The organism is Flavobacterium sp. A45, from assembly GCF_002001005.1.
Taxonomy (GTDB): domain Bacteria; phylum Bacteroidota; class Bacteroidia; order Flavobacteriales; family Flavobacteriaceae; genus Flavobacterium.
Genome location: NZ_MUNX01000029.1, coordinates 1 through 19,363 on the forward strand (window position 1 = coordinate 1; position 19,363 = coordinate 19,363).

Annotated in this window: 12 protein-coding genes; 6 read left to right on the top strand and 6 right to left on the bottom strand. The window is 36.3% G+C overall.

Annotated features, from left to right (window positions below):
- The first annotated feature begins 652 nt into the window (after nt 1–652).
- The gene (locus tag B0E44_RS00240) at nt 653–6,994 is read left to right on the top strand and encodes a T9SS sorting signal type C domain-containing protein (protein ID WP_077370196.1); all 6,342 of its coding nucleotides are present in this window, start codon (nt 653–655) and stop codon (nt 6,992–6,994) included.
- Nucleotides 6,995–7,147: 153 nt separating this feature from the next.
- Here B0E44_RS00240 and B0E44_RS00245 read toward each other — a convergent pair whose 3' ends face one another.
- Nucleotides 7,148–9,229 (bottom strand): M56 family metallopeptidase, encoded by a 2,082-nt coding sequence (locus B0E44_RS00245; protein WP_077370197.1) that lies wholly within the window; start codon nt 9,227–9,229, stop codon nt 7,148–7,150.
- On the bottom strand, nt 9,226–9,588 hold the full coding sequence (locus tag B0E44_RS00250; protein WP_077370198.1) for a BlaI/MecI/CopY family transcriptional regulator: 363 nt from the start codon (nt 9,586–9,588) through the stop codon (nt 9,226–9,228). The genes B0E44_RS00245 and B0E44_RS00250 overlap by 4 nt, the downstream gene beginning before the upstream one ends.
- A gap of 333 nt (nt 9,589–9,921) precedes the next feature.
- Here B0E44_RS00250 and udk point away from each other — a divergent pair, with 333 nt between their 5' ends.
- From udk to B0E44_RS00275, 5 genes are all read left to right on the top strand, one after another.
- On the top strand, nt 9,922–10,530 hold the full coding sequence (gene udk, locus B0E44_RS00255) for a uridine kinase (protein WP_077370199.1): 609 nt from the start codon (nt 9,922–9,924) through the stop codon (nt 10,528–10,530).
- A 124-nt stretch (nt 10,531–10,654) separates the two neighbouring features.
- Nucleotides 10,655–10,978 (top strand): septum formation initiator family protein, encoded by a 324-nt coding sequence (locus B0E44_RS00260; RefSeq protein ID WP_077370200.1) that lies wholly within the window; start codon nt 10,655–10,657, stop codon nt 10,976–10,978.
- Nucleotides 10,979–11,013: 35 nt separating this feature from the next.
- On the top strand, nt 11,014–12,378 hold the full coding sequence (locus tag B0E44_RS00265) for a methylmalonyl-CoA mutase subunit beta (protein ID WP_077370201.1): 1,365 nt from the start codon (nt 11,014–11,016) through the stop codon (nt 12,376–12,378).
- An 81-nt stretch (nt 12,379–12,459) separates the two neighbouring features.
- The gene (gene scpA / locus B0E44_RS00270; protein ID WP_077370202.1) at nt 12,460–14,589 is read left to right on the top strand and encodes a methylmalonyl-CoA mutase; all 2,130 of its coding nucleotides are present in this window, start codon (nt 12,460–12,462) and stop codon (nt 14,587–14,589) included.
- Nucleotides 14,590–15,026: 437 nt separating this feature from the next.
- Nucleotides 15,027–15,566 (top strand): hypothetical protein, encoded by a 540-nt coding sequence (locus B0E44_RS00275; protein ID WP_077370203.1) that lies wholly within the window; start codon nt 15,027–15,029, stop codon nt 15,564–15,566.
- A 67-nt stretch (nt 15,567–15,633) separates the two neighbouring features.
- Here B0E44_RS00275 and B0E44_RS00280 read toward each other — a convergent pair whose 3' ends face one another.
- From B0E44_RS00280 to dapF, 4 genes are all read right to left on the bottom strand, one after another.
- Nucleotides 15,634–16,272, bottom strand: coding sequence for a peptidoglycan-binding protein LysM (locus B0E44_RS00280; RefSeq protein WP_077370204.1), 639 nt, complete (start codon nt 16,270–16,272; stop codon nt 15,634–15,636).
- 574 nt (nt 16,273–16,846) lie between these two features.
- Nucleotides 16,847–17,887, bottom strand: a complete 1,041-nt coding sequence (gene mltG / locus B0E44_RS00285) for an endolytic transglycosylase MltG (RefSeq protein ID WP_077370205.1) — start codon at nt 17,885–17,887, stop codon at nt 16,847–16,849.
- Between the two features lie 16 nt (nt 17,888–17,903).
- Nucleotides 17,904–18,458, bottom strand: a complete 555-nt coding sequence (locus B0E44_RS00290) for a GNAT family N-acetyltransferase (protein WP_077370206.1) — start codon at nt 18,456–18,458, stop codon at nt 17,904–17,906.
- A gap of 84 nt (nt 18,459–18,542) precedes the next feature.
- Complete coding sequence (gene dapF, locus B0E44_RS00295; RefSeq protein ID WP_077370214.1) at nt 18,543–19,325, bottom strand: diaminopimelate epimerase; 783 nt, start codon at nt 19,323–19,325, stop codon at nt 18,543–18,545.
- Nucleotides 19,326–19,363 lie beyond the last annotated feature (38 nt).

Sequence of the window (19,363 nt, forward strand, 5' to 3'; positions counted from 1 at the left end):
TATAAATACAGTTTTACTACTATTTTCGATATAAGTGTTAAAAATGACTATTAACTACATGCTACTAAAAATTAAATAAAGAAGAAACTGATTTTTTAATCTGATTCGCTTTAATTTATTCTTAGATAACTACCCTGTGGAGGGCAATTGATTTTTATGACTATTCTCGACTAAAACCAATCCGATAAAGCTTCTAGAATGAGCTCGAATGGACAAAAATAAAATTGGAATATATTGCAGCTGCTTTTGGTTTTAGTTTCGACTGTGCTCGAACTGACAATTTGGCTATTTTGTTTTAACTCTTAATTCAACAACATTGCATTATCATCCTAAAAAATACATTTATAAAAAAATAACAAGGATTTAACCCAAAAAAATATCAGCAAAAAAAAGATTCCAAAAAAAAGATTCACAACAACGGATAAAACTGAATTTCAACGACTTATTTTAATTTTTAACAATTGTCTTTGTAAATTTATCTGTTATTTTTAATGCGGTATAAATCAATATTTTAACTACTGAAAAAATTGATTTCCTAATAATTGACCCCAACCCAAAATCTTCATTTAAGCCTACAACTATCGATTGAAAAAGCGATGGGAAGCACCCTTGTTTTTTTATCCTACTTCAGAACAGCAAAAAAAGGTGTAACATGAAAAAATTCTATCTCAACTTGCAGCGATATGTTTCAAAAGCAGCAATTTCATTTTGGGCTGTTTTAATTCTTTTGGTGATTGGAAATTCAATTTTTGCCCAAACAACTGTTAATTTTACAACTCCTGGCTCTAACACTTGGACAGTTCCCTGTGGGGTTACTTCCCTTACGGTTAGAGCATGGGGAGGCGGAGGTGCTGGTGGTGCAGCCACAATTAATCCCAGTGGCGGTTCCGGCGGTGGCGGTGGAGGATATAGCACTTATGTTGTTATGGTAACTCCAAGTCAAATCATAAATTACAGCATTGGTTCTGGAGGTATTGGAGGTTCCGGAAATGGTGGAGATGGCGGTACAACAACTATACTTGCATTGACAGCCAATGGCGGTACTGGAGGATTTCAAGACAACGGAACTGCCGGTATTGGAGGAACAGCTTCGGGAGGAACAACAAACACTTCTGGTAATAATGGAGTAACAGGAACCTCTACTACAGGAGGAGCTGGTGGGAATAGCCCTACCGGAGGGACTGGTGGACTTTCTATAACTACACAATCAATAGGTAATAACGGAACATCTCCCGGCGGAGGCGGAGGCGGAGGCTTATTATTATCTGCAGGAGGCCCTTTCAACGGAGGTAATGGGGGTAATGGACAAATTACTATAACATACACACCTCCTGCCATTATCACTGTACAACCTGCTACCCCAAACCCAATATGTGTTGGTAGTATCACTCCAAGAACAATTTCTGTATCTCCTACAGGACTTAGTTATCAATGGAGAAAAAATGGAGTAAATTTAACTGCGGCAGATAACCCACCATATAATAACGTAACTGGCAGGACTTTACAAATAACATCACCTCCATTTTCTGAAAATGGTGCTTCATTTGATGTGATTGTGACTAATGGTCAAGGCTGTACAGAAACTTCAAACGCAGTTATTTTAACCGTTGTTGCCTTACCACCACCGCCTACACCTGTAGCTCCCTCCAGTCCAATAACGATTTGTAACGGAACAAATATCAATTTAAACGGCACTTCGGCAGGCAATACAATATTTTGGTACCCGACTGCAATTTCGACATCCTCTCTTGGGTCATCAGCTAGTGGAGTCAATTTTTCAATAACACCTCCAGATAATACAACAACAACTTATTATGCAGAAGCAATTACCCCCCAAAATTGCATCAGTAGTAGTCGTACTGCAACCGGTACGGTAACTAAAACTGCTCCTCCTACAATAAATACACAGCCTGTTATTTCTGGTACTGTTTGTGAAGGATCTGGTACAAGTACTATCAGTATAAACTCTACAGCCACTACTTGGCAATGGAGAAAAGATGGTGTCGATTTAACCAACACAGGTCCCTATAGTGGGGTTACTACGGCAACATTAACCATAACTGATCCAACTATTTCAGATAGCGGTATCTATAGCGTGATGCTGAATGGCGCAGGCTGTGGGCTTTTATCTGGTAACATAACCTATACAGTAAATCCCCGCCCTTCCCCGCCCACTTTTGTTACCCCAAGTAGTCCAACTGTAGCATGTACTACAGCAGGAACTACTCCTTTGAATGCTACTTCTGCCGGCAATACAATTGATTGGTACACAATCCCCACAGGCGGTAGTACAGTAGGGTCATCGTCTAGTGGAATCGATTTTTTTGTTTCAGCCCCTACTGCAACCTTTTATTACGCTGAATCCCGTGATGCCGCAACCTCATGTGTCAGTGCCACGCGAACAGCTACAGCCTCAGTAACATCAAATGTTCTGCCAGTAATTGCAACACAACCTGTTAGTCCTGTTGCTACTATTTGTGCAGGAGCTGGAACTGCAACTATTAGCGTTGGGGCAACAGGAGTGACCACCTATCAATGGAGAAAAAATGGTGTGAATTTAACCAATGTAGCTCCTTATAGCGGGGTTAACTCCAATATCCTAACAATAACTAATCCCGCTATCTCAGAAAATGGCGCTTCTTTTGATGTAGTACTCAATAATGCCACCTGTCCGGTTACTTCTGATGCAGTTATCCTAACTGTAAATGATTTACCCACTACACCAACTTCAGTCACTCCAAATAGCCCAACTACTTTTTGTAGTGGTTCAGGAAGCATTACTTTGAATGCGACCTCTGCAGGCAATACGATATATTGGTACACAGCAGCTACAGGAGGTACTAGTGTTGGATTTTCTGCAAGTGGAGATAATTTTTCTATAACCCCAACAATCACCACAACTTATTATGCCGAAGCTCGTAACGCCGTAGGATGTAAAAGTCCTACCCGAACACCAACGGCTTCAATAACAGTAAATGCAACACCAGTTGTTAATATTGAATTTACTGAAAATCAAGATGATAATGAATACACCATAAATATTTGTGGTAATATAGCTGCAGCTGAAAATGATATTGATGTTCATTCGGGCAATCCTGGTGGAGGAGTAAACGCCCCTAATTTTGGTCCTGCAACTGGACAATGGCAGGTTAGCTATGATAATCAAGCAACTTGGGTAAATGCTCCTGGCCCTACAAGCACTATACCACAATACAAATTTGATCCTGTTTACACCACTTTTGAAAGCGTTGCAGGTACTTATTATTTCCGATTAATCATTACTCATAATGGTTGTCCTGGCATTAGTGATGTCATTAAATTAAACGTAATTGGCGACCCTACACTAACTTCTGGTTCAGTTGCTGGAAACCAAAGTTCTTGTCCAGTGCCTTATACCCCAGCTGCATTTACGTCTACAGCTGCTGCAACGGTTGGTACTACAATACCTGGCTATACTCTTTCTTATCAATGGCAATCTTCAACAGACAATGTCAACTTTACCAATATTTCTGGGGCTACCTCAGCCACTTATGCTGCTCCTGCAATTAGCGTAACAACTTACTACCGTCGCTATGCAATTTATGGAACCGCAGGAGGGGGTTGTAGTGCGGCCAGTAATACCATTACAGTTTCAGTTGGAACACTACCAGCTCCTATTGTCGGAACCATTACACAACCCACATGCGCATTAGCAACTGGTAGTGTGGCATTAAGCGGCTTGCCTGTAGGAAGCTGGACCATAAATCCAGGAAGCATTCCAGGCAATACTACAAGTACTACTATCACTGGGCTTGCGGCTAACACTTATAATTTTACGGTAACTCAGTCAACATGTACTTCGCCGGCAACTGCCAATGTCGTTATAAATGCACAGCCAATAACCCCCGCAGCACCTACGGCCAGTGTAACCGCGCAACCTAACTGTGCCACACCTCAAGGGACAATCGTAGTTACCGTTCCAACACCCGCAGCAAATGTTACTTATACATTAACTGGAACAGCTCCTATTGTGGCAGCTGTAACACAAACTGTGGCAACATTCGCTAACTTAAACTCAGGAACCTATACAGTAGCTACTACAAATACAAGCTCAGGATGTACTTCAAGTAACACAACCCTTACGGTAAATTCAGTACCACCTACCCCAATTCCGACATTGAGCAGCACGGCGGCAAGTTGTTCGGCAGATGGAACAAGTACCATTAGCAATTACCTTGCTGGAAACACCTATGTATTCACTCCGCCAGGACCAACTGTTGGTGTCGGTGGATCAATCAGCGGTATGACCGTTGGAACCTCTTATACGGTAAGAGGCACTAATGGAAGCTGTACTCAATCAGCAGCATCCGCTTCATTCAGCAATGCCGCACAATTACCAACCCCTGCTATTCCAACATTGAGCAGCTCGGCAGCAAGTTGCTCGGCAGATGGAACAAGTACTATCAGCAATTATCTTGCAGGTAACACTTATACGTTCACTCCTGCTGGCCCGAGCGCTGGTGCTGGAGGAGCAATCAGCGGCATGACCGTTGGAACTTCTTATACGGTTACTGCTACTAGCGGAGGCTGCACTTCTGTGGCTTCGGCTTCGTTCAGCAATGCGGCACAATTGCCAACCCCAGCGATTCCAACATTGAGCAGCACGGCGGCGAGCTGTTCTGCAGACGGAACAACTACTATAAGTAATTATCTTGCAGGCAACACCTATACATTCACTCCTGCTGGCCCGAGTGTGGGTGTTGGAGGAGCAATCAGTGGCATGACCCTTGGGACTTCTTATACCGTTACTGCCACTAACGGAAGCTGTACTTCAGTGGATTCGGCTTCATTCAGCAATGCGGCACAGCCAACACTACCTGCTGTTCCCTCGCTTACAGCTGGAACAATTACCTGTAATAATGTTACGGCAAATTGGACAACAATTCCTAATGTAACGGGTTATCGCATAGACGTTGCAAGAGACAATATCTTTACAGATATTATTCCTGCCTATAATAATTTATTGTTAGGTAGTGGTGTGGTAACAGAAAATGTAACGGGTTTGGCATCTGGATTAACTTTCTATATAAGAGTACGAGCAGAAAATAGTTGTGGAGCGAGCGCTAATTCTACTACACTTACAATAACAACAGGTTCAAGTCCTACAACTTTTACCACTGCTCTCGTGCAACCAAATTGTGTAACAGCAACTGGACAAATAACCGTTAACGGATCAGATCCTTCGGACGAATATAGTTTTGATGATGGAGTAACATATCAATCTTCGAATGTGAAAAATTTGTTGCCTGCTGGTACTTATTACATAAAAATTAGAAACACAAATGGTTGCGAAACATTGGCAACAACCGTTGTTTTAAATGCTGCAACTACTACAACGTATTCTGCTGGTACATGGTCGAATGGAAATCCAGATGTAAATAAAAAAGCAATTTTTGCAAGTGCTTATACACTTTCAGCTGACATAGAGGCTTGTTCTTGCGAAGTGAATGACTTAGTAAATGTGACCGTTAATCCAGGAGTTTCTTTAGTATTAGAAAATGGCTTAACTGTTTTAGGAACTGGATCAATAATTTTCGAAAACAATTCAAACTTGATACAAACCAATAATGTGGTCAATACTGGAAATATAGAATACAGAAGAAATACAACTCCAGTTGGTAAATTTGATTATACTTATTGGTCTTCTCCTGTTTCTCCACAAACCTTATTGAATGTTTCGCCTACAACCTTATTTGACAAGTATTATTCTTGGGATGCTGTAGCCGGGACATGGAAAATAGAAGCAACAGGAACAGTCATGGAAAAAGGAGTTGGCTACATTATTCGCGGTCCGCAAGGTAATGCTACTCCAGCAGTACATACTGCCAGTTTTATTGGTATACCGAACAATGGTTCTATTTCTGTCTCAATAGCTGGAGCTGGTTTGGAATATCTTATTGGAAATCCTTACCCATCAGCTTTGGATGCTGAAGCATTTTTAGCCGCAAATACAGTTTTAGACGGAACCATTTATTTTTGGACCCATAACACACCAATTACACCAAGCGGTTCTTTTTATGTTTACAATTCAAATGACTATGCCTCCTTCAATGCTGTTGGTGGCACTGGAACAACTGCCGCTGCAGCAAATACAGGTATTAATAATTCTATTCCATCAGGAGAGATTGCATCTGGACAAGCCTTTTTTGCTACATCAAATGCTTTAGGCACCGTTACTTTTGAAAACACAATGCGAGTAGGTGTTGGAGGAGCAATACTCAATAATTCTCAGTTTTTTAAAGGAACGAAAGCAAACACAGAATTGAAAAAACACAGAGTCTGGCTCAATCTATCCAATACGGAGGGTGCTTTCAAGCAATTACTAATTGGATATGTTACCAATGCCACCAATGGAATGGACAAACGATTTGATGGTAAGACTATGGATTCAAATACATATATTGATTTTTATAGCATTAATGACAGTAATAAACTTTCAATTCAAGGTCGAGCACTGCCGTTCGAAATACTGGATCAAGTCCCTTTAGGATATAGAACGACTATAGAAGGAACTTTTTCAATAAACATCGACCAAATAGATGGGATTTTGACTAAACTACCCGTATTTTTAGAGGACAAATTGACTGGCACTGTTGTCAATCTTAAAAAAGGAGCCTACAGTTTTTCTACTGCTATAGGCACATTTGACGATCGTTTTGTATTGAGATACATAGATAATTCTATTAAAATACCTGATTTTTCTAATGTGAATTTTGAGGAGTTAGTTAAAAAAGTGTTGGTCTCTGTTAAAAATCGTCGCATAAAAATCAATTCATTTGACCAAACCATTGATAATGTAACAGTTTATGATTTAAGCAGAAGAAAACTTTATGAAAAAGGAAACATCAACAGTAATGAATTTAATGTTCCTGAATTTAGTTCTGCCAATCAATTTTTAATGGTTCAAATTCGTTTAAAAAATGGCAAATTGGTTACAGAGAAAGTTATATTTTAGACGATTGTAATAAAACAATTGATACTTACATTTAACTGCAAATAAATTTTAGAATGTAAAATAAAAGCCCATTCCATGTTGGTTTGGGCTTCATTTTAGTCATTACAACACTGGTTTTATTCTGTTGGATTAAAAAACCCGTTTGATAATCATTTAATTACCAACCACAGCTTTCAATTCAACATACTTTTCAAGGGTTTTAAAATTATGCCCTTTTTCCATCATGGATTTAATAAAGGCAGGAGAAACTCCCATTGTTTTTGCTCCAACAACATTATCTACATTCAGATCCTTAAACCCAAGATCTTTGTACTCAGTTATTAAATCTGGATTTATATTCTGTGATTTCAAAGCAAATAGATCATCTGTTTTGAGGTCTTTATAACCTATCTTTTCAAATTCACCTATATATTTTGGAGTAATATTTAAAGATTTCAATGCAAACAAATCATCAGGTTTAAGATTTTTATAACCTACCTTTTCAAACTCATGGATATATGCTGGAGTAATATCTAAAGATTTCAAAGCCATAAGATCATCATTAGAAAGATCCTTATATCCTAATTCTTTAAAAGAATCAATAAATTCCTTATCGATATTCATCGATTTAAATGCAATGATATTATCCCCTGTTTCATCATCATCTTTGCCATTAGTCGAATTATGGAAATCAGTAATAAATTTACCGCTGATATCTTGAGATTTTAATGCAATAATATTATCCGCTGTAATATTTTTATAGCCGGCTTGGCGTATCTCATCAATGTAGGCTTTATTTATTTCCATTGATTTAAAAGGAATCAAATCATCCAAATCAAGATTAGGGATATCAGCCTGCTTAATAGATTTTATATATTCCTCATTAACATCTAAAGAAGCCAATGGAATCAATTGATCTTTATCAATATCCTTGTATCCGTTTTTCTTTAGCATTTTTACATACGAAGTTTTCACATTTACCATAAAGAAAACCATAAGGTCGCTTTCATCCGCAACTGTAACTCCTTCTTCAGCCATTTCTTTGCTAAAACTTTTACTAGCAATAAACTTATAAGTTCCCATTCCATTGTCACCTTCAAATTTTCCAGCAAAATTCATGGTTCCCGCTTCACGTGTTATTGTAAACTCGCCTTTCATGTCCTTTGTCAGCCCTTTCAATTCACTCAACTGAAAAGTAGTTGAAGAATTATCATGCTCACCGCTTTTAAACTGAATACTTACTGTGTTGCCTTTGATAACTGCAAACCAACTTCCCTCAGTATCCATTCCATTCTGAATGCTTGACTGATCTTTGGATTCTTCATTTAAATTTAAAGTTTGGCCTTGCGCTACCGGTTGATTAAAAAGGCAGACAAACAAGACTAATAAAGGCAACAGGAAAAAATATTTCCATGTTGTGTGAACGCTTGATTTTTTTGAATTCATCATAATGATTCGTTTTTTGATTAATGATTGATTATAATTAGTTGTAAGACTCAATGGAAAATGCGGTGCCGCTACCTTAAGCAGGCTAAACTGATAACTTTCTTTTTCAACGGTTTCCTGTTGTAACATTTTATCATCAGTCAAAAATTCAAGATTGCTTTCCAATGCTTTTCGCCATTGCCATGCAAAAGGATTAAACCACTGAAAAACAAGCACAACCTCAGCTAGCAAAAGGTCGATGGTGTGTTTTTGCTCAATATGAATTTTTTCATGCTGCAAAATCTGAGTATACGTTTCCCATTCGTATTTCTCTGGGTTAATGAAAATATTGTTAGCAAATGAACAAGGAGCTTTGTCGCCGGTTATTTCCACAATTCGGAATTTTCCATCCTGAATTGCCGATAAGGAATACGCTCTATAAAAAAGCACGCAAGCCTGCATCAAAAAGTTAAGCGCAAAGATTAATACGCCAAACCAATACAAATAAACTAGCCACTGCAATAACAAGTCAACATCAAATGTCTGTTTAGCTTGTTCAACAAAGACTTCCTGTACTGGCGGTGCTTTGAGCTCGACAGCCTGATTTTTGTCAACAGCCGTTTTTGCCAAAGGAATAGGTGCCTCCACAGCATCTTTCCTTAACGACAATTGCTGCGGAACCGGAAGTAATGGCAAAATAAAAGCCAAAATCATGCAGCTCAATAAAACAAGCCTGTTCAACTGAAAGAAAGTTTCTTTTTGCAAAAGCAGCTTATAAAACATAAGACAAGCAGAAAGAATAAGGGCTGTGTACAAAATATAAGGTATCATACTTTATCTTTTTTAATGATGTTTACTATTTCATCCAATTCATTTTCGGTAAGTTTTTGCTCTTTTGCAAAAAAAGCAAGCATTCGAGGATACGAATTGTCAAAATACTGGCTAACAATATCCTTCAATGCAAATTGTTGGTATTCTTCTCTACTGATAACTGGAAAAAAACTATGCATATTCCCTGCTGTTTCATGACTAAGAAACCCTTTTTCCTCAAGTATCTTTACTATTGTTGCCACACTGTTATAATGCGGTTTTGGATCTGGCAGCAACGGAATTATATCCCTAATAAAGGCTTTGTTTAAATCCCAAAACACTTGCATTATCTGTTCTTCTCGCTTAGCTAATTTTATCATTGTTAAAATATTTTAGCGCAAGATACTACTAATTAATTAGTAGACAAACTAATTTGTTAGTTTTTTAACTAATGGATTAGTAAACTCGAAAAAATTTAAGCTTTAAGAGTAAAAAAACACGTCTATTTAATTGATTTACAAATGATTAATATTACGTATTTTTATAAATAATAAAACTAATTCCGTAAATTATCAAAAGCACATTCGCATAAACATATACAACCAACATTTCATTTTTATTATTTAGGAGCAATATAAACCAGAACAAATCAATTCTATTTTTAAAAATATAAATTCCTATTTTTGCACCTTAAAACACAATAAATCTATTTTATGCTTATCATAGGAATCGCAGGAGGGACAGGATCAGGAAAAACAACAGTGGTACATCAAATCATGAATGAATTACCCGAAGCTGAAGTTGGGATTATTGCTCAAGACTCGTACTACAAACAAACACACGACTTGAGTTACGAAGACCGTTCACACATCAATTTTGACCATCCGAGAGCTATTGATTTTGAATTACTGGTAGCACATTTAAAAGAGTTAAAGGCCGGAAACACCATTGACCAACCTGTCTATTCTTTTGTACAACATAACAGAACCGACGACATCGTTGTTACGCATCCCAGAAAAGTAATGATAGTGGAAGGCATATTAATCTTGACAAACCCCGAATTAAGAAATCTTTTTGACATCAAAATATTTGTGCATGCCGATTCAGACGAACGTTTAATTCGTCGTATGAAAAGAGATATTGCCGAACGCGGAAGAGACATGAATGAAGTCCTTAACCGCTATCAAAGCACATTAAAACCAATGCACGAGCAATTTATTGAACCTTCAAAAGCCTTTGCTGATATTATAATTCCGAACGACAAATTCAATACTGTCGCCATTGACGTAGTTCGTGCCGTAATTAATCAGCGTATTTTATAATTTTGTTGTAATTTTATCGTGTTTAATTCACAACAATTCTTTGTTTCATTTTTTATAATGTAAATTAAGATGTTATAAAGCAAATAGTCGTTCCCCATTAAATTTGGATTAAAAAATATTCCCAATGAAAAACCCCTTTAAAGACAAATCTTGGTTTAAATTTTTAAGTAACAAGTACGTTTGGGTCTCGTTATCGTTTTTAACTTGGATGATTTTTCTGGATAACTATTCTTATTTTGAACATCGTTTTTTGGACAAGCAAATTGACGAATTGGAAGATAATGCCACTTATTATCAAGGTGAAATAAAAAAAGATGAAGAAAACATCAAACAACTAAAAAATCCGTTGCAAATCGAAAAATATGCTCGGGAAAAATACTATATGAAAAAAGATAGTGAAGATATTTACATCATCGAGTTTGATGGTGATACTGTCAAAAAAAAATAATCCTATCGCATTTCAAATCTAATTACAATTAAAAAATGGCCAAGAATTTATTCGACGATTTCAGCCCAGTTTCTGCAAAACTCTGGAAACAAAAAATTCAATTTGAACTCAAAGGAGCCGATTATAACGAAACGGTAATATGGAATTCTCCCGAGGACATCAAAGTAAAACCATTTTACGATAAAGAAGACGTTGCCAAAAAATATAACGTTGACACAAAAGCTTCGCAATTCAAAATTTGCCAAAACATCTACGTCTTTGATATAGAAAAATCAATTGAAAAAGCGTTGGATTCCATCAATCGTGGTGCCGAAAGTCTGCGTTTTACTATTCCGGAAGAAACCGTAAATATTGCAAAACTATTGAAAAAGCTTCCTTTAGAAAAAATTTCCATTTACTTTCATTTCAATTTCATTTCAATCGATTTCGTTAAAAAGATTAACGCTATTGCAAAAGAAAAAAAAGCGACTATCTATTGCCTTCTAGATCCAATCGGACAATTGGCCAAAGACGGAAATTGGTACAATACCCAAGAAAAAAACAACTTTGACACCTTAAATACACTTTCGAAAGAAACCTCATCTCTTTCGATTATAAGTATCAACAGTGGATTGTATCAAAATGCGGGTGCTACTATGGTACAGCAAATTGCTTACAGTCTGGCACACGCTAATGAATATTTCAACCGAATTCAAGATATAAATCAACCTATCGTTTTTCAGATTTCAGTAGGAGGAAATTATTTTTTCGAAATCGCAAAACTTCGCGCTTTTCGAATCCTTTTCAAAAGCATAGTCAAAGAATACAATCATAATTTGGATTGTCATTTGCTCGTAACTCCAACAAAGCGTAACAAAACTATCTACGATTACAATGTGAATATGCTGCGTACCACAACCGAATGTATGAGTGCTATTCTTGGTGGAGCAAATGCTATTGCAAATTTACCATATGATGCTTTGTATCATAAAGACAATGAATTTGGAGATAGAATTGCCAGAAACCAATTGTTGATTCTAAAAGAGGAAAGTTATTTTGACAAAGTAGATAACCCAGGCGATGGAAGTTATTATATCGAAAGCTTAACCAATCAATTGGCTGAAAAAGCATTAGTATTATTCAAAGACATCGAAGCCAACGGAGGTTTTCTAAAACAACTGAATGAAGGTGTAATCAAAAGAAAAATACAGGAAAGCGCTGATGCCGAACAAAGCTTGTTTGATTCTGGAAAAGAAACACTTTTGGGAACAAATAAATATCCCAACAAGAATGACAAAATGAAACATGACTTAGAGTTATTTCCTTTTGTAAAAATCAAACCAAGAAAAACTTTGATTACTCCAATAATTGAAAAAAGATTGGCAGAAAAATTAGAGCAGGAACGACTTTCTGAAGAATAATCAAGTTACAATATTAAGTCTTCAATAGAAACTAAAAATCAATTTGGTCAAGTAACTAAAGCGATTAAAGGCTAAAAAAAAATGAAAAGAAAAGATTTACAACATATAAAGCTTGACAATTCCAATAATTTGGAAACTGCTCCTTTACACTCGGGACAAAATTTCCAAACTGCAGAAGGAATTGAACTTCACAAAGCATATGCTGAAAAAGATATAGAATCTATCGAGCATCTTGATTTTGGAGCTGGTTTTGCTCCTAATTTAAGAGGTCCATACGCTACCATGTATGTACGCAGACCTTGGACAATACGTCAGTATGCTGGATTCTCAACCGCCGAAGAAAGCAATGCTTTTTATAGACGAAATCTAGCTGCAGGTCAAAAAGGGCTTTCAATCGCTTTTGATCTTCCTACACACAGAGGTTACGATTCGGATCACGAACGTGTAGTGGGTGACGTTGGAAAAGCGGGAGTTGCCATAGACTCTGTTGAAGATATGAAAGTATTATTCAATCAGATTCCACTTGACGAAATGTCGGTTTCAATGACTATGAACGGTGCCGTTTTACCTATCATGGCTTTTTATATTGTTGCTGCCGAAGAACAAGGTGTAAAACCGGAACAACTTTCGGGAACCATTCAAAATGACATTTTGAAAGAGTTTATGGTGCGTAATACCTACATATACCCACCTACTCCATCTATGAAAATCATAGCAGACATATTTGAATTTACCAGCAACAAAATGCCGAAATTCAATTCCATTTCCATCTCAGGATACCACATGCAGGAAGCTGGAGCAACGGCTGATATCGAATTGGCTTACACATTGGCTGATGGATTGGAATATATTCGAACAGGATTGGCAACAGGAATGAAAATTGATGATTTTGCCCCTCGCCTATCTTTTTTCTGGGCGATTGGGATGAACCATTTTATGGAAATTGCCAAAATGAGAGCAGGAAGAATGATTTGGGCCAAATTGATTAAACAATTCAACCCAGCAGATGATAAATCATTAGCACTGAGAACTCACTGCCAAACATCTGGCTGGAGCTTAACGGAACAAGATCCTTTCAACAATGTGGCGCGCACTTGTATTGAAGCAACCGCGGCAGCTTTTGGAGGAACACAGTCTTTACACACTAATGCACTGGACGAAGCGATTGCTTTGCCAACTGATTTTTCGGCTCGAATTGCCCGAAACACACAAATCTATTTACAGGAAGAAACCAAAATCACCAAAACCGTGGATCCTTGGGCAGGTAGTTATTATGTAGAAAGCCTAACCAACGAAATTGCAGAGAAAGCTTGGAAACTCATAGAAGAAGTGGAAGAATTGGGTGGAATGACCAAAGCCATTGAAACTGGAATTCCAAAAATTCGAATTGAGGAAGCCGCAGCACGCAAACAAGCCCGTATTGACAGTAGTCAAGATATCATTGTTGGAGTCAACAAATACCGTTTAGAAAAAGAAGATCCATTACAAATTCTGGATGTGGACAATCAAATGGTTCGCCAACAACAACTCGAACAATTAGACAGAATCAAAGCTTCTAGAGATTCTGATAAAGTACAGGCATCACTTCAAAAACTGAAGTTTTGTGCCGAAACAGGAGAAGGGAACTTACTTGAATTTGCAGTTGAAGCGGCAAGAAATCGTTGCACATTGGGAGAAATTAGCGATGCATTGGAAACGGTTTTCGGAAGATATAAAGCACAAATTAAATCTTTTAGCGGAGTGTATAGCAAAGAAATGAAAGACGACAAAAGCTTTGAAAAAGCTAAACAATTGGCAGACACCTTCGCCAAACAAGAAGGGCGTCGACCAAGAATCATGATTGCCAAAATGGGACAGGATGGACACGATCGTGGTGCCAAAGTAGTGGCTACAGGTTATGCAGATGTAGGTTTTGATGTGGATATAGGCCCACTATTTCAAACCCCTGCAGAAGCTGCCAAACAGGCTGTAGAAAACGACGTGCACATCCTTGGTGTATCCTCACTCGCTGCTGGGCATAAAACATTGGTTCCTCAAGTAATTGAAGAACTTAAAAAATACGGACGGGAAGACATTATGGTTATCGTTGGAGGAGTTATCCCTGCTCAAGATTATCAATTTTTATTTGATGCTGGTGCGGTTGCCGTTTTTGGACCTGGAACAAAAATTAGCGAGGCAGCCATACAAATTTTAGAAATTTTAATTGAGTAATAAATAGTTCCTTCCAAAGTTCTATTAGCATTACTAAATTTACTAAATATACACTTTCTCTTTATAGCCATTCAGTATTTTAACTTGTTTTCAAAATACTGAATGGCTATATTTTAACTCCCATTTTTTTTTACAACATTAGTATAAATCTTAATTCCCATTAAATCCATACAGTTTTTTATCTTAAAAATCCGAAATTGTGAGGTACTTGCTTATTAATTTAAAAATTATAACTCTCAATCTGAATAAAAAGAGTTCTTTTAAATTAACACCTATTAAGTAAAGCATTAACAATACCCATTTTATTATTACCCTACATTTATGAATTGTTTTTAAAATAAATAAACAACAAAAAGGGGAAGAAATAATGAACAAACCTTAACATTTGCTTTAAAAATAAAATTTCAAAATATAATATTAATTTAAAATAGAATATTATGAAAACAGTATTAATTATCGCATTAGTTTTAGGAATACATATTACCTCATTTTCGCAGAGCAAGTCAGAAGAAGGTAATGATGAAGGAACCATGAACGCCATAAACCTACCAGAGATCGTTATTAAAAATGCTGGAAAAGATTTTTCATATTATTTGCCCGATAGAAATCCCGACCCCAGTGTCATACAACTTCAAAAAGAATTCATTGCTTATAATTTAGGAAAAGACTACGAAGGTTTTGACAATTACCTAGTTATTCTGGAAGGAAAAAAAGGAATTTTGACTGCTACTTATGATTCTAATGGGAAACTCACCAGTGTTGTCGAAAAATACACCAATACACAACTTCCCACTCCTGTCATCTATTCTGTTTACAAAGCATATCCTGGTTGGCATATTGTAAACGACAAGTATCTCTACACTCAAGAAAATGGGGATATCAAAAAAAAGGAATACAATTTAAAGCTTAAAAAAGATAACGAAACAATCAAATTAAAAGTAAATCCGAAAGGAGAAATTATTGCAAATGTAGATTAAAATTTAAGAGGCGGTTTGGAAATAATTCCTAACCGCCTCTTAATAAAATTTAAGGTTAAATACAATTTTAAAACTTCACTTTTGCTGTACTATCTGGAACAATAAAGGAAGTATCGTAACCTCCGAATCTTCTCAGATAACTTCTTAACGAAGTTCCATAAGCGTCTTTGATAAAACGTTTTCCTTTATATCTGAAAAATTTTTTAACAGAACCCACACCAGCAAGGTGTGCCGCTGCCAAAATTCCGGACTCTGTAATATGAATTCCGTTTAAAACAGTTCCTTCATACTTTTCAATAATACCTCTTAGTTCCCATTTGTTTTTTGACAAAAGGGCAATAAAAGCCTTTTCCTGCATTTTGGGGCTGTTCAAGAATGCATCGCAATTGTGAACACCAATAGTTTTTAAAGTTTCAATACCAAATTGGTATTTACCTAAATAACCGAGAGAATTAATTTTTCTGTATTTTCCTTGTGACTCTTTGAAGCCGATTGCTTCCTTATATCCAATAAAAAAGGTTCCAGTATAGGGAATCTCAGAATTGGTATAATCGCTCACATTTAATGATGGTAGTAAGTAGGATGTATCATCTGTTTCGTTAATTAGAAACCATGGGGTAGATTCTAATTTGGAGGGTTTAAAACCTAAGCTTAAAAAAGCTACTACAACAATCAAACTTGTGTAAAAATACCATTTTTTTATCATATTTGGGTTTTCTTCAAAACGCTGTCCCGTTATGAAATTTCTATGCTCAAAGATACGACTTTAAAAATAAAGCTGAAAATCAAGGCTTTAAACTTATCAACTTTTTAAATTTTCACTCCTTAAGTTACTAATTGTGCGGGCGTTCAAGTTTTGAAAATAAAATGAAATAATTGAAAAAACACAACTTATTCAGCATCAAAACATAAGCTTATTCTTGTTTAAAAAAAGAAAAAACGTCTAGAAAAAGCAAAATAATACTGAAATGATTACAAAATCTTCATTTTACGATAACGTTTGAAATAAAAATATAAGAATTATTAATTAATATATTGTTTTTTGGGCATGACCACAAGGGTCGGGCTGTCCATTATATTCCCGGTTAACAAAAACTACGGCTAAAAAAGCCTTGTTTTTCTAAATCGGGAGATGCCATTTCCATCCCTCATGCAATCCCGTTTTCAGGACATCATTTTAGGTTAAATTAAACTTGACAAGAAAAAAGTTAGGCTAAAAAAAAGCTTCAAAATTGTTCTTAAACAATTTTGAAGCTTTTTTTAATAATACTTATGTTTAGTTAACGTTGCACACCTTGACTATTAATCCAATCCGAATATTTTTTGGCATTAATATTATGCTCAGGCAAAGTCGATGCAAATTCATGATATCCAAAACGGTCTACACTGGCACAAAAATAAATATAATTATGTTTTTCAGGATTTAAAACTGCTTCAAGAGCTGTAATATCTGGCATTGCGATAGGCCCTGGAGGAAGTCCAATATTCACATAGGTGTTATAAGGATGCCTCATAATCAAATCGTTATAAAAAACTCTTTTAATTACTTGATTGAAATCATTCGACTTCTTTTTCATCGCAAAAATTACTGTTGGATCAGCCTGTAATGGCATTTCTAATTTCAATCGGTTCAAATAAACACCTGCAATTCTTGGTCGTTCATCTTTCTTAACAGATTCTTTATGCACTATTGAAGCCAAAATCGTAGCTTGAATTGGAGTCAATCCTTGCGCAGCAGCTTTGGCCGTACGCTCTTTATTCCAAAACTTATTATATTCCTTAATCATTTTATCACGAAACTTCTCTGCCGAAGTATTCCAATATATATCATAAGTATTAGGAATAAACATCACTAGAACATTCTCTTCGTTAAATCCGTTTTCTTTCAAAAAAATAGAATCTTTAAATGTATTCAATAACTCAAGACTATCCGGTTCGATTTGAGAACCCACTCTACCAGCAAAATTCTCTAGACGCTCTTGATTATTGAAGGCCAAACTCACTGGATCATTAAATTTCATCGCTTTGACCAACTCGTAGCTATTCATACCATTCTTTAGCAAAAAACGACCTGCTTTTACATTTTCAGGATAGCTGGTTTTTCCGGCTACCATCTCAAAACGGCTTATATCTTTGACATAAGGCTCTAAAATTTGTTTTACTTGCTCATAATTGGAGTCAGTAGGTACATATACATACAACTCTTTTTCTTCAAACTTTGTGTTACCACTAAAAATTTGATACATCAAAACAAATCCGTAAACAATTAATATTGAAATTAATGCAACGGATACTAATGATACTATTTTTTTTAGATTCAAAATAAAAAAATTTAAATTACTGCGCCAGTTCGCTGTCGCTCGTGTGATTATTAATTAATTGAAAAATTGCTTCGTCTTTGTAAACTCCATTTACCAAAGTCCAATCTTTCTTTACGCCTATTTTTTGGAAACCAAATTTAGTAAAAAGCGCAATACTAGCCTTATTTTCACATCCAATATTTGCATATAATTGATGTAAATTAAGATTATAAAAAGCATACTGAATAAGCAAGTCAAGTGCTTCCGACCCAATATTCTGATTTCTATTGGCTGACGCCTGAATCACAATCCCCACACCTGCTCTATTGTTCTTTGGGTCAAAATCAAACAAATCAATCAGTCCCAAAGCTGGAAAATCTTCATCTTGACAAATTGCCAATCGCAATTGCTTGGCTTCATAAATATCCTGATGCGCATTTTCTAAATACTGCTTCACCAAAAACCGACTGTAAGGTGTATGTGTATTACTCACTTCCCAAATACTCTGGTCATTTTCTATGCAATAGACAAACTCTAAATCATTGGGTTCAAGTGCTCGGATATAAATGTTGTCGCCTTTTAATGTTTTCATTTATTTTTGTTCAAAAGCAAGTCAAAGCTTTACTTTTATTTTTTTCAATTAAGAAATGAATTTGATTTTTCGAAAGTTCAAAAACTAAACTTCTATTGTTCCTTTAAACACAAATTCAGCAGGGCCTTTCAGGAAAACATTCGTAAAACCGTTTTCTCCTTTATCGAAGGAAACTACTAATTTTCCGCCTTCTACATTTACATTGATAGCTGTGGCATTTGTTTGTCCTGTGGCATTCATGGCAATTGCAACTGCTGTAGCTCCAGTTCCACAAGCCAAAGTCTCGTCTTCAACACCTCTTTCATAAGTACGAAGCCTAAAAGTAGTGTCATCTATTTTTTTTACAAAATTAATATTGCTTCCTGCCGCGCCATACAATTCACCATAACGAATCGCAGCACCTTCTTCTTTTATATTGTAATGCTCTAAATCCTCCACCATTTGAACATGGTGTGGGGAACCTGTATTCAAGAAAGAGTGGTCATTCTTAATAGCTATAGTTGGAACATCAATCATTTGTAAAGAAACTAATCCATTATCTTCAAATGAAGCGTGATGCAAACCATCTGTAGCAATAAATGTGGTTTTATCTTCAATCACTTCTAAGTCTTTGGCGAAAGCCACCAAACAACGACCTCCATTACCACACATCGAACTTTGATTCCCATCGGAGTTGTAATACACCATTTTAAAATCAGTATCCGAGTCATTTTCCAACAAAATAAGTCCATCCCCACCTATCCCAAAACGTCTGTCACACAAATGAGCAACTAGCTGTGTATTCTCTTTTGGAAAAAATCCGGAACGATTGTCAATCATAACAAAATCGTTTCCAGCACCTTGGTATTTATAAAATTCTAATTGCATTTTTATTTCCATTTTATCACACAAAAGTACAAACTATT

Excerpts from the sequence above, each read along its gene's own strand:
- B0E44_RS00240 (WP_077370196.1), top strand. The coding sequence starts at position 653 with ATGAAAAAATTCTATCTCAACTTGCAGCGATATGTTTCAAAAGCAGCA.
- B0E44_RS00245 (WP_077370197.1), bottom strand. The coding sequence starts at position 9,229 with ATGATACCTTATATTTTGTACACAGCCCTTATTCTTTCTGCTTGTCTT.
- B0E44_RS00250 (WP_077370198.1), bottom strand. The coding sequence starts at position 9,588 with ATGATAAAATTAGCTAAGCGAGAAGAACAGATAATGCAAGTGTTTTGG.
- udk (WP_077370199.1), top strand. The coding sequence starts at position 9,922 with ATGCTTATCATAGGAATCGCAGGAGGGACAGGATCAGGAAAAACAACA.
- B0E44_RS00260 (WP_077370200.1), top strand. The coding sequence starts at position 10,655 with ATGAAAAACCCCTTTAAAGACAAATCTTGGTTTAAATTTTTAAGTAAC.
- B0E44_RS00265 (WP_077370201.1), top strand. The coding sequence starts at position 11,014 with ATGGCCAAGAATTTATTCGACGATTTCAGCCCAGTTTCTGCAAAACTC.
- scpA (WP_077370202.1), top strand. The coding sequence starts at position 12,460 with ATGAAAAGAAAAGATTTACAACATATAAAGCTTGACAATTCCAATAAT.
- B0E44_RS00275 (WP_077370203.1), top strand. The coding sequence starts at position 15,027 with ATGAAAACAGTATTAATTATCGCATTAGTTTTAGGAATACATATTACC.
- B0E44_RS00280 (WP_077370204.1), bottom strand. The coding sequence starts at position 16,272 with ATGATAAAAAAATGGTATTTTTACACAAGTTTGATTGTTGTAGTAGCT.
- B0E44_RS00290 (WP_077370206.1), bottom strand. The coding sequence starts at position 18,458 with ATGAAAACATTAAAAGGCGACAACATTTATATCCGAGCACTTGAACCC.
- dapF (WP_077370214.1), bottom strand. The coding sequence starts at position 19,325 with ATGCAATTAGAATTTTATAAATACCAAGGTGCTGGAAACGATTTTGTT.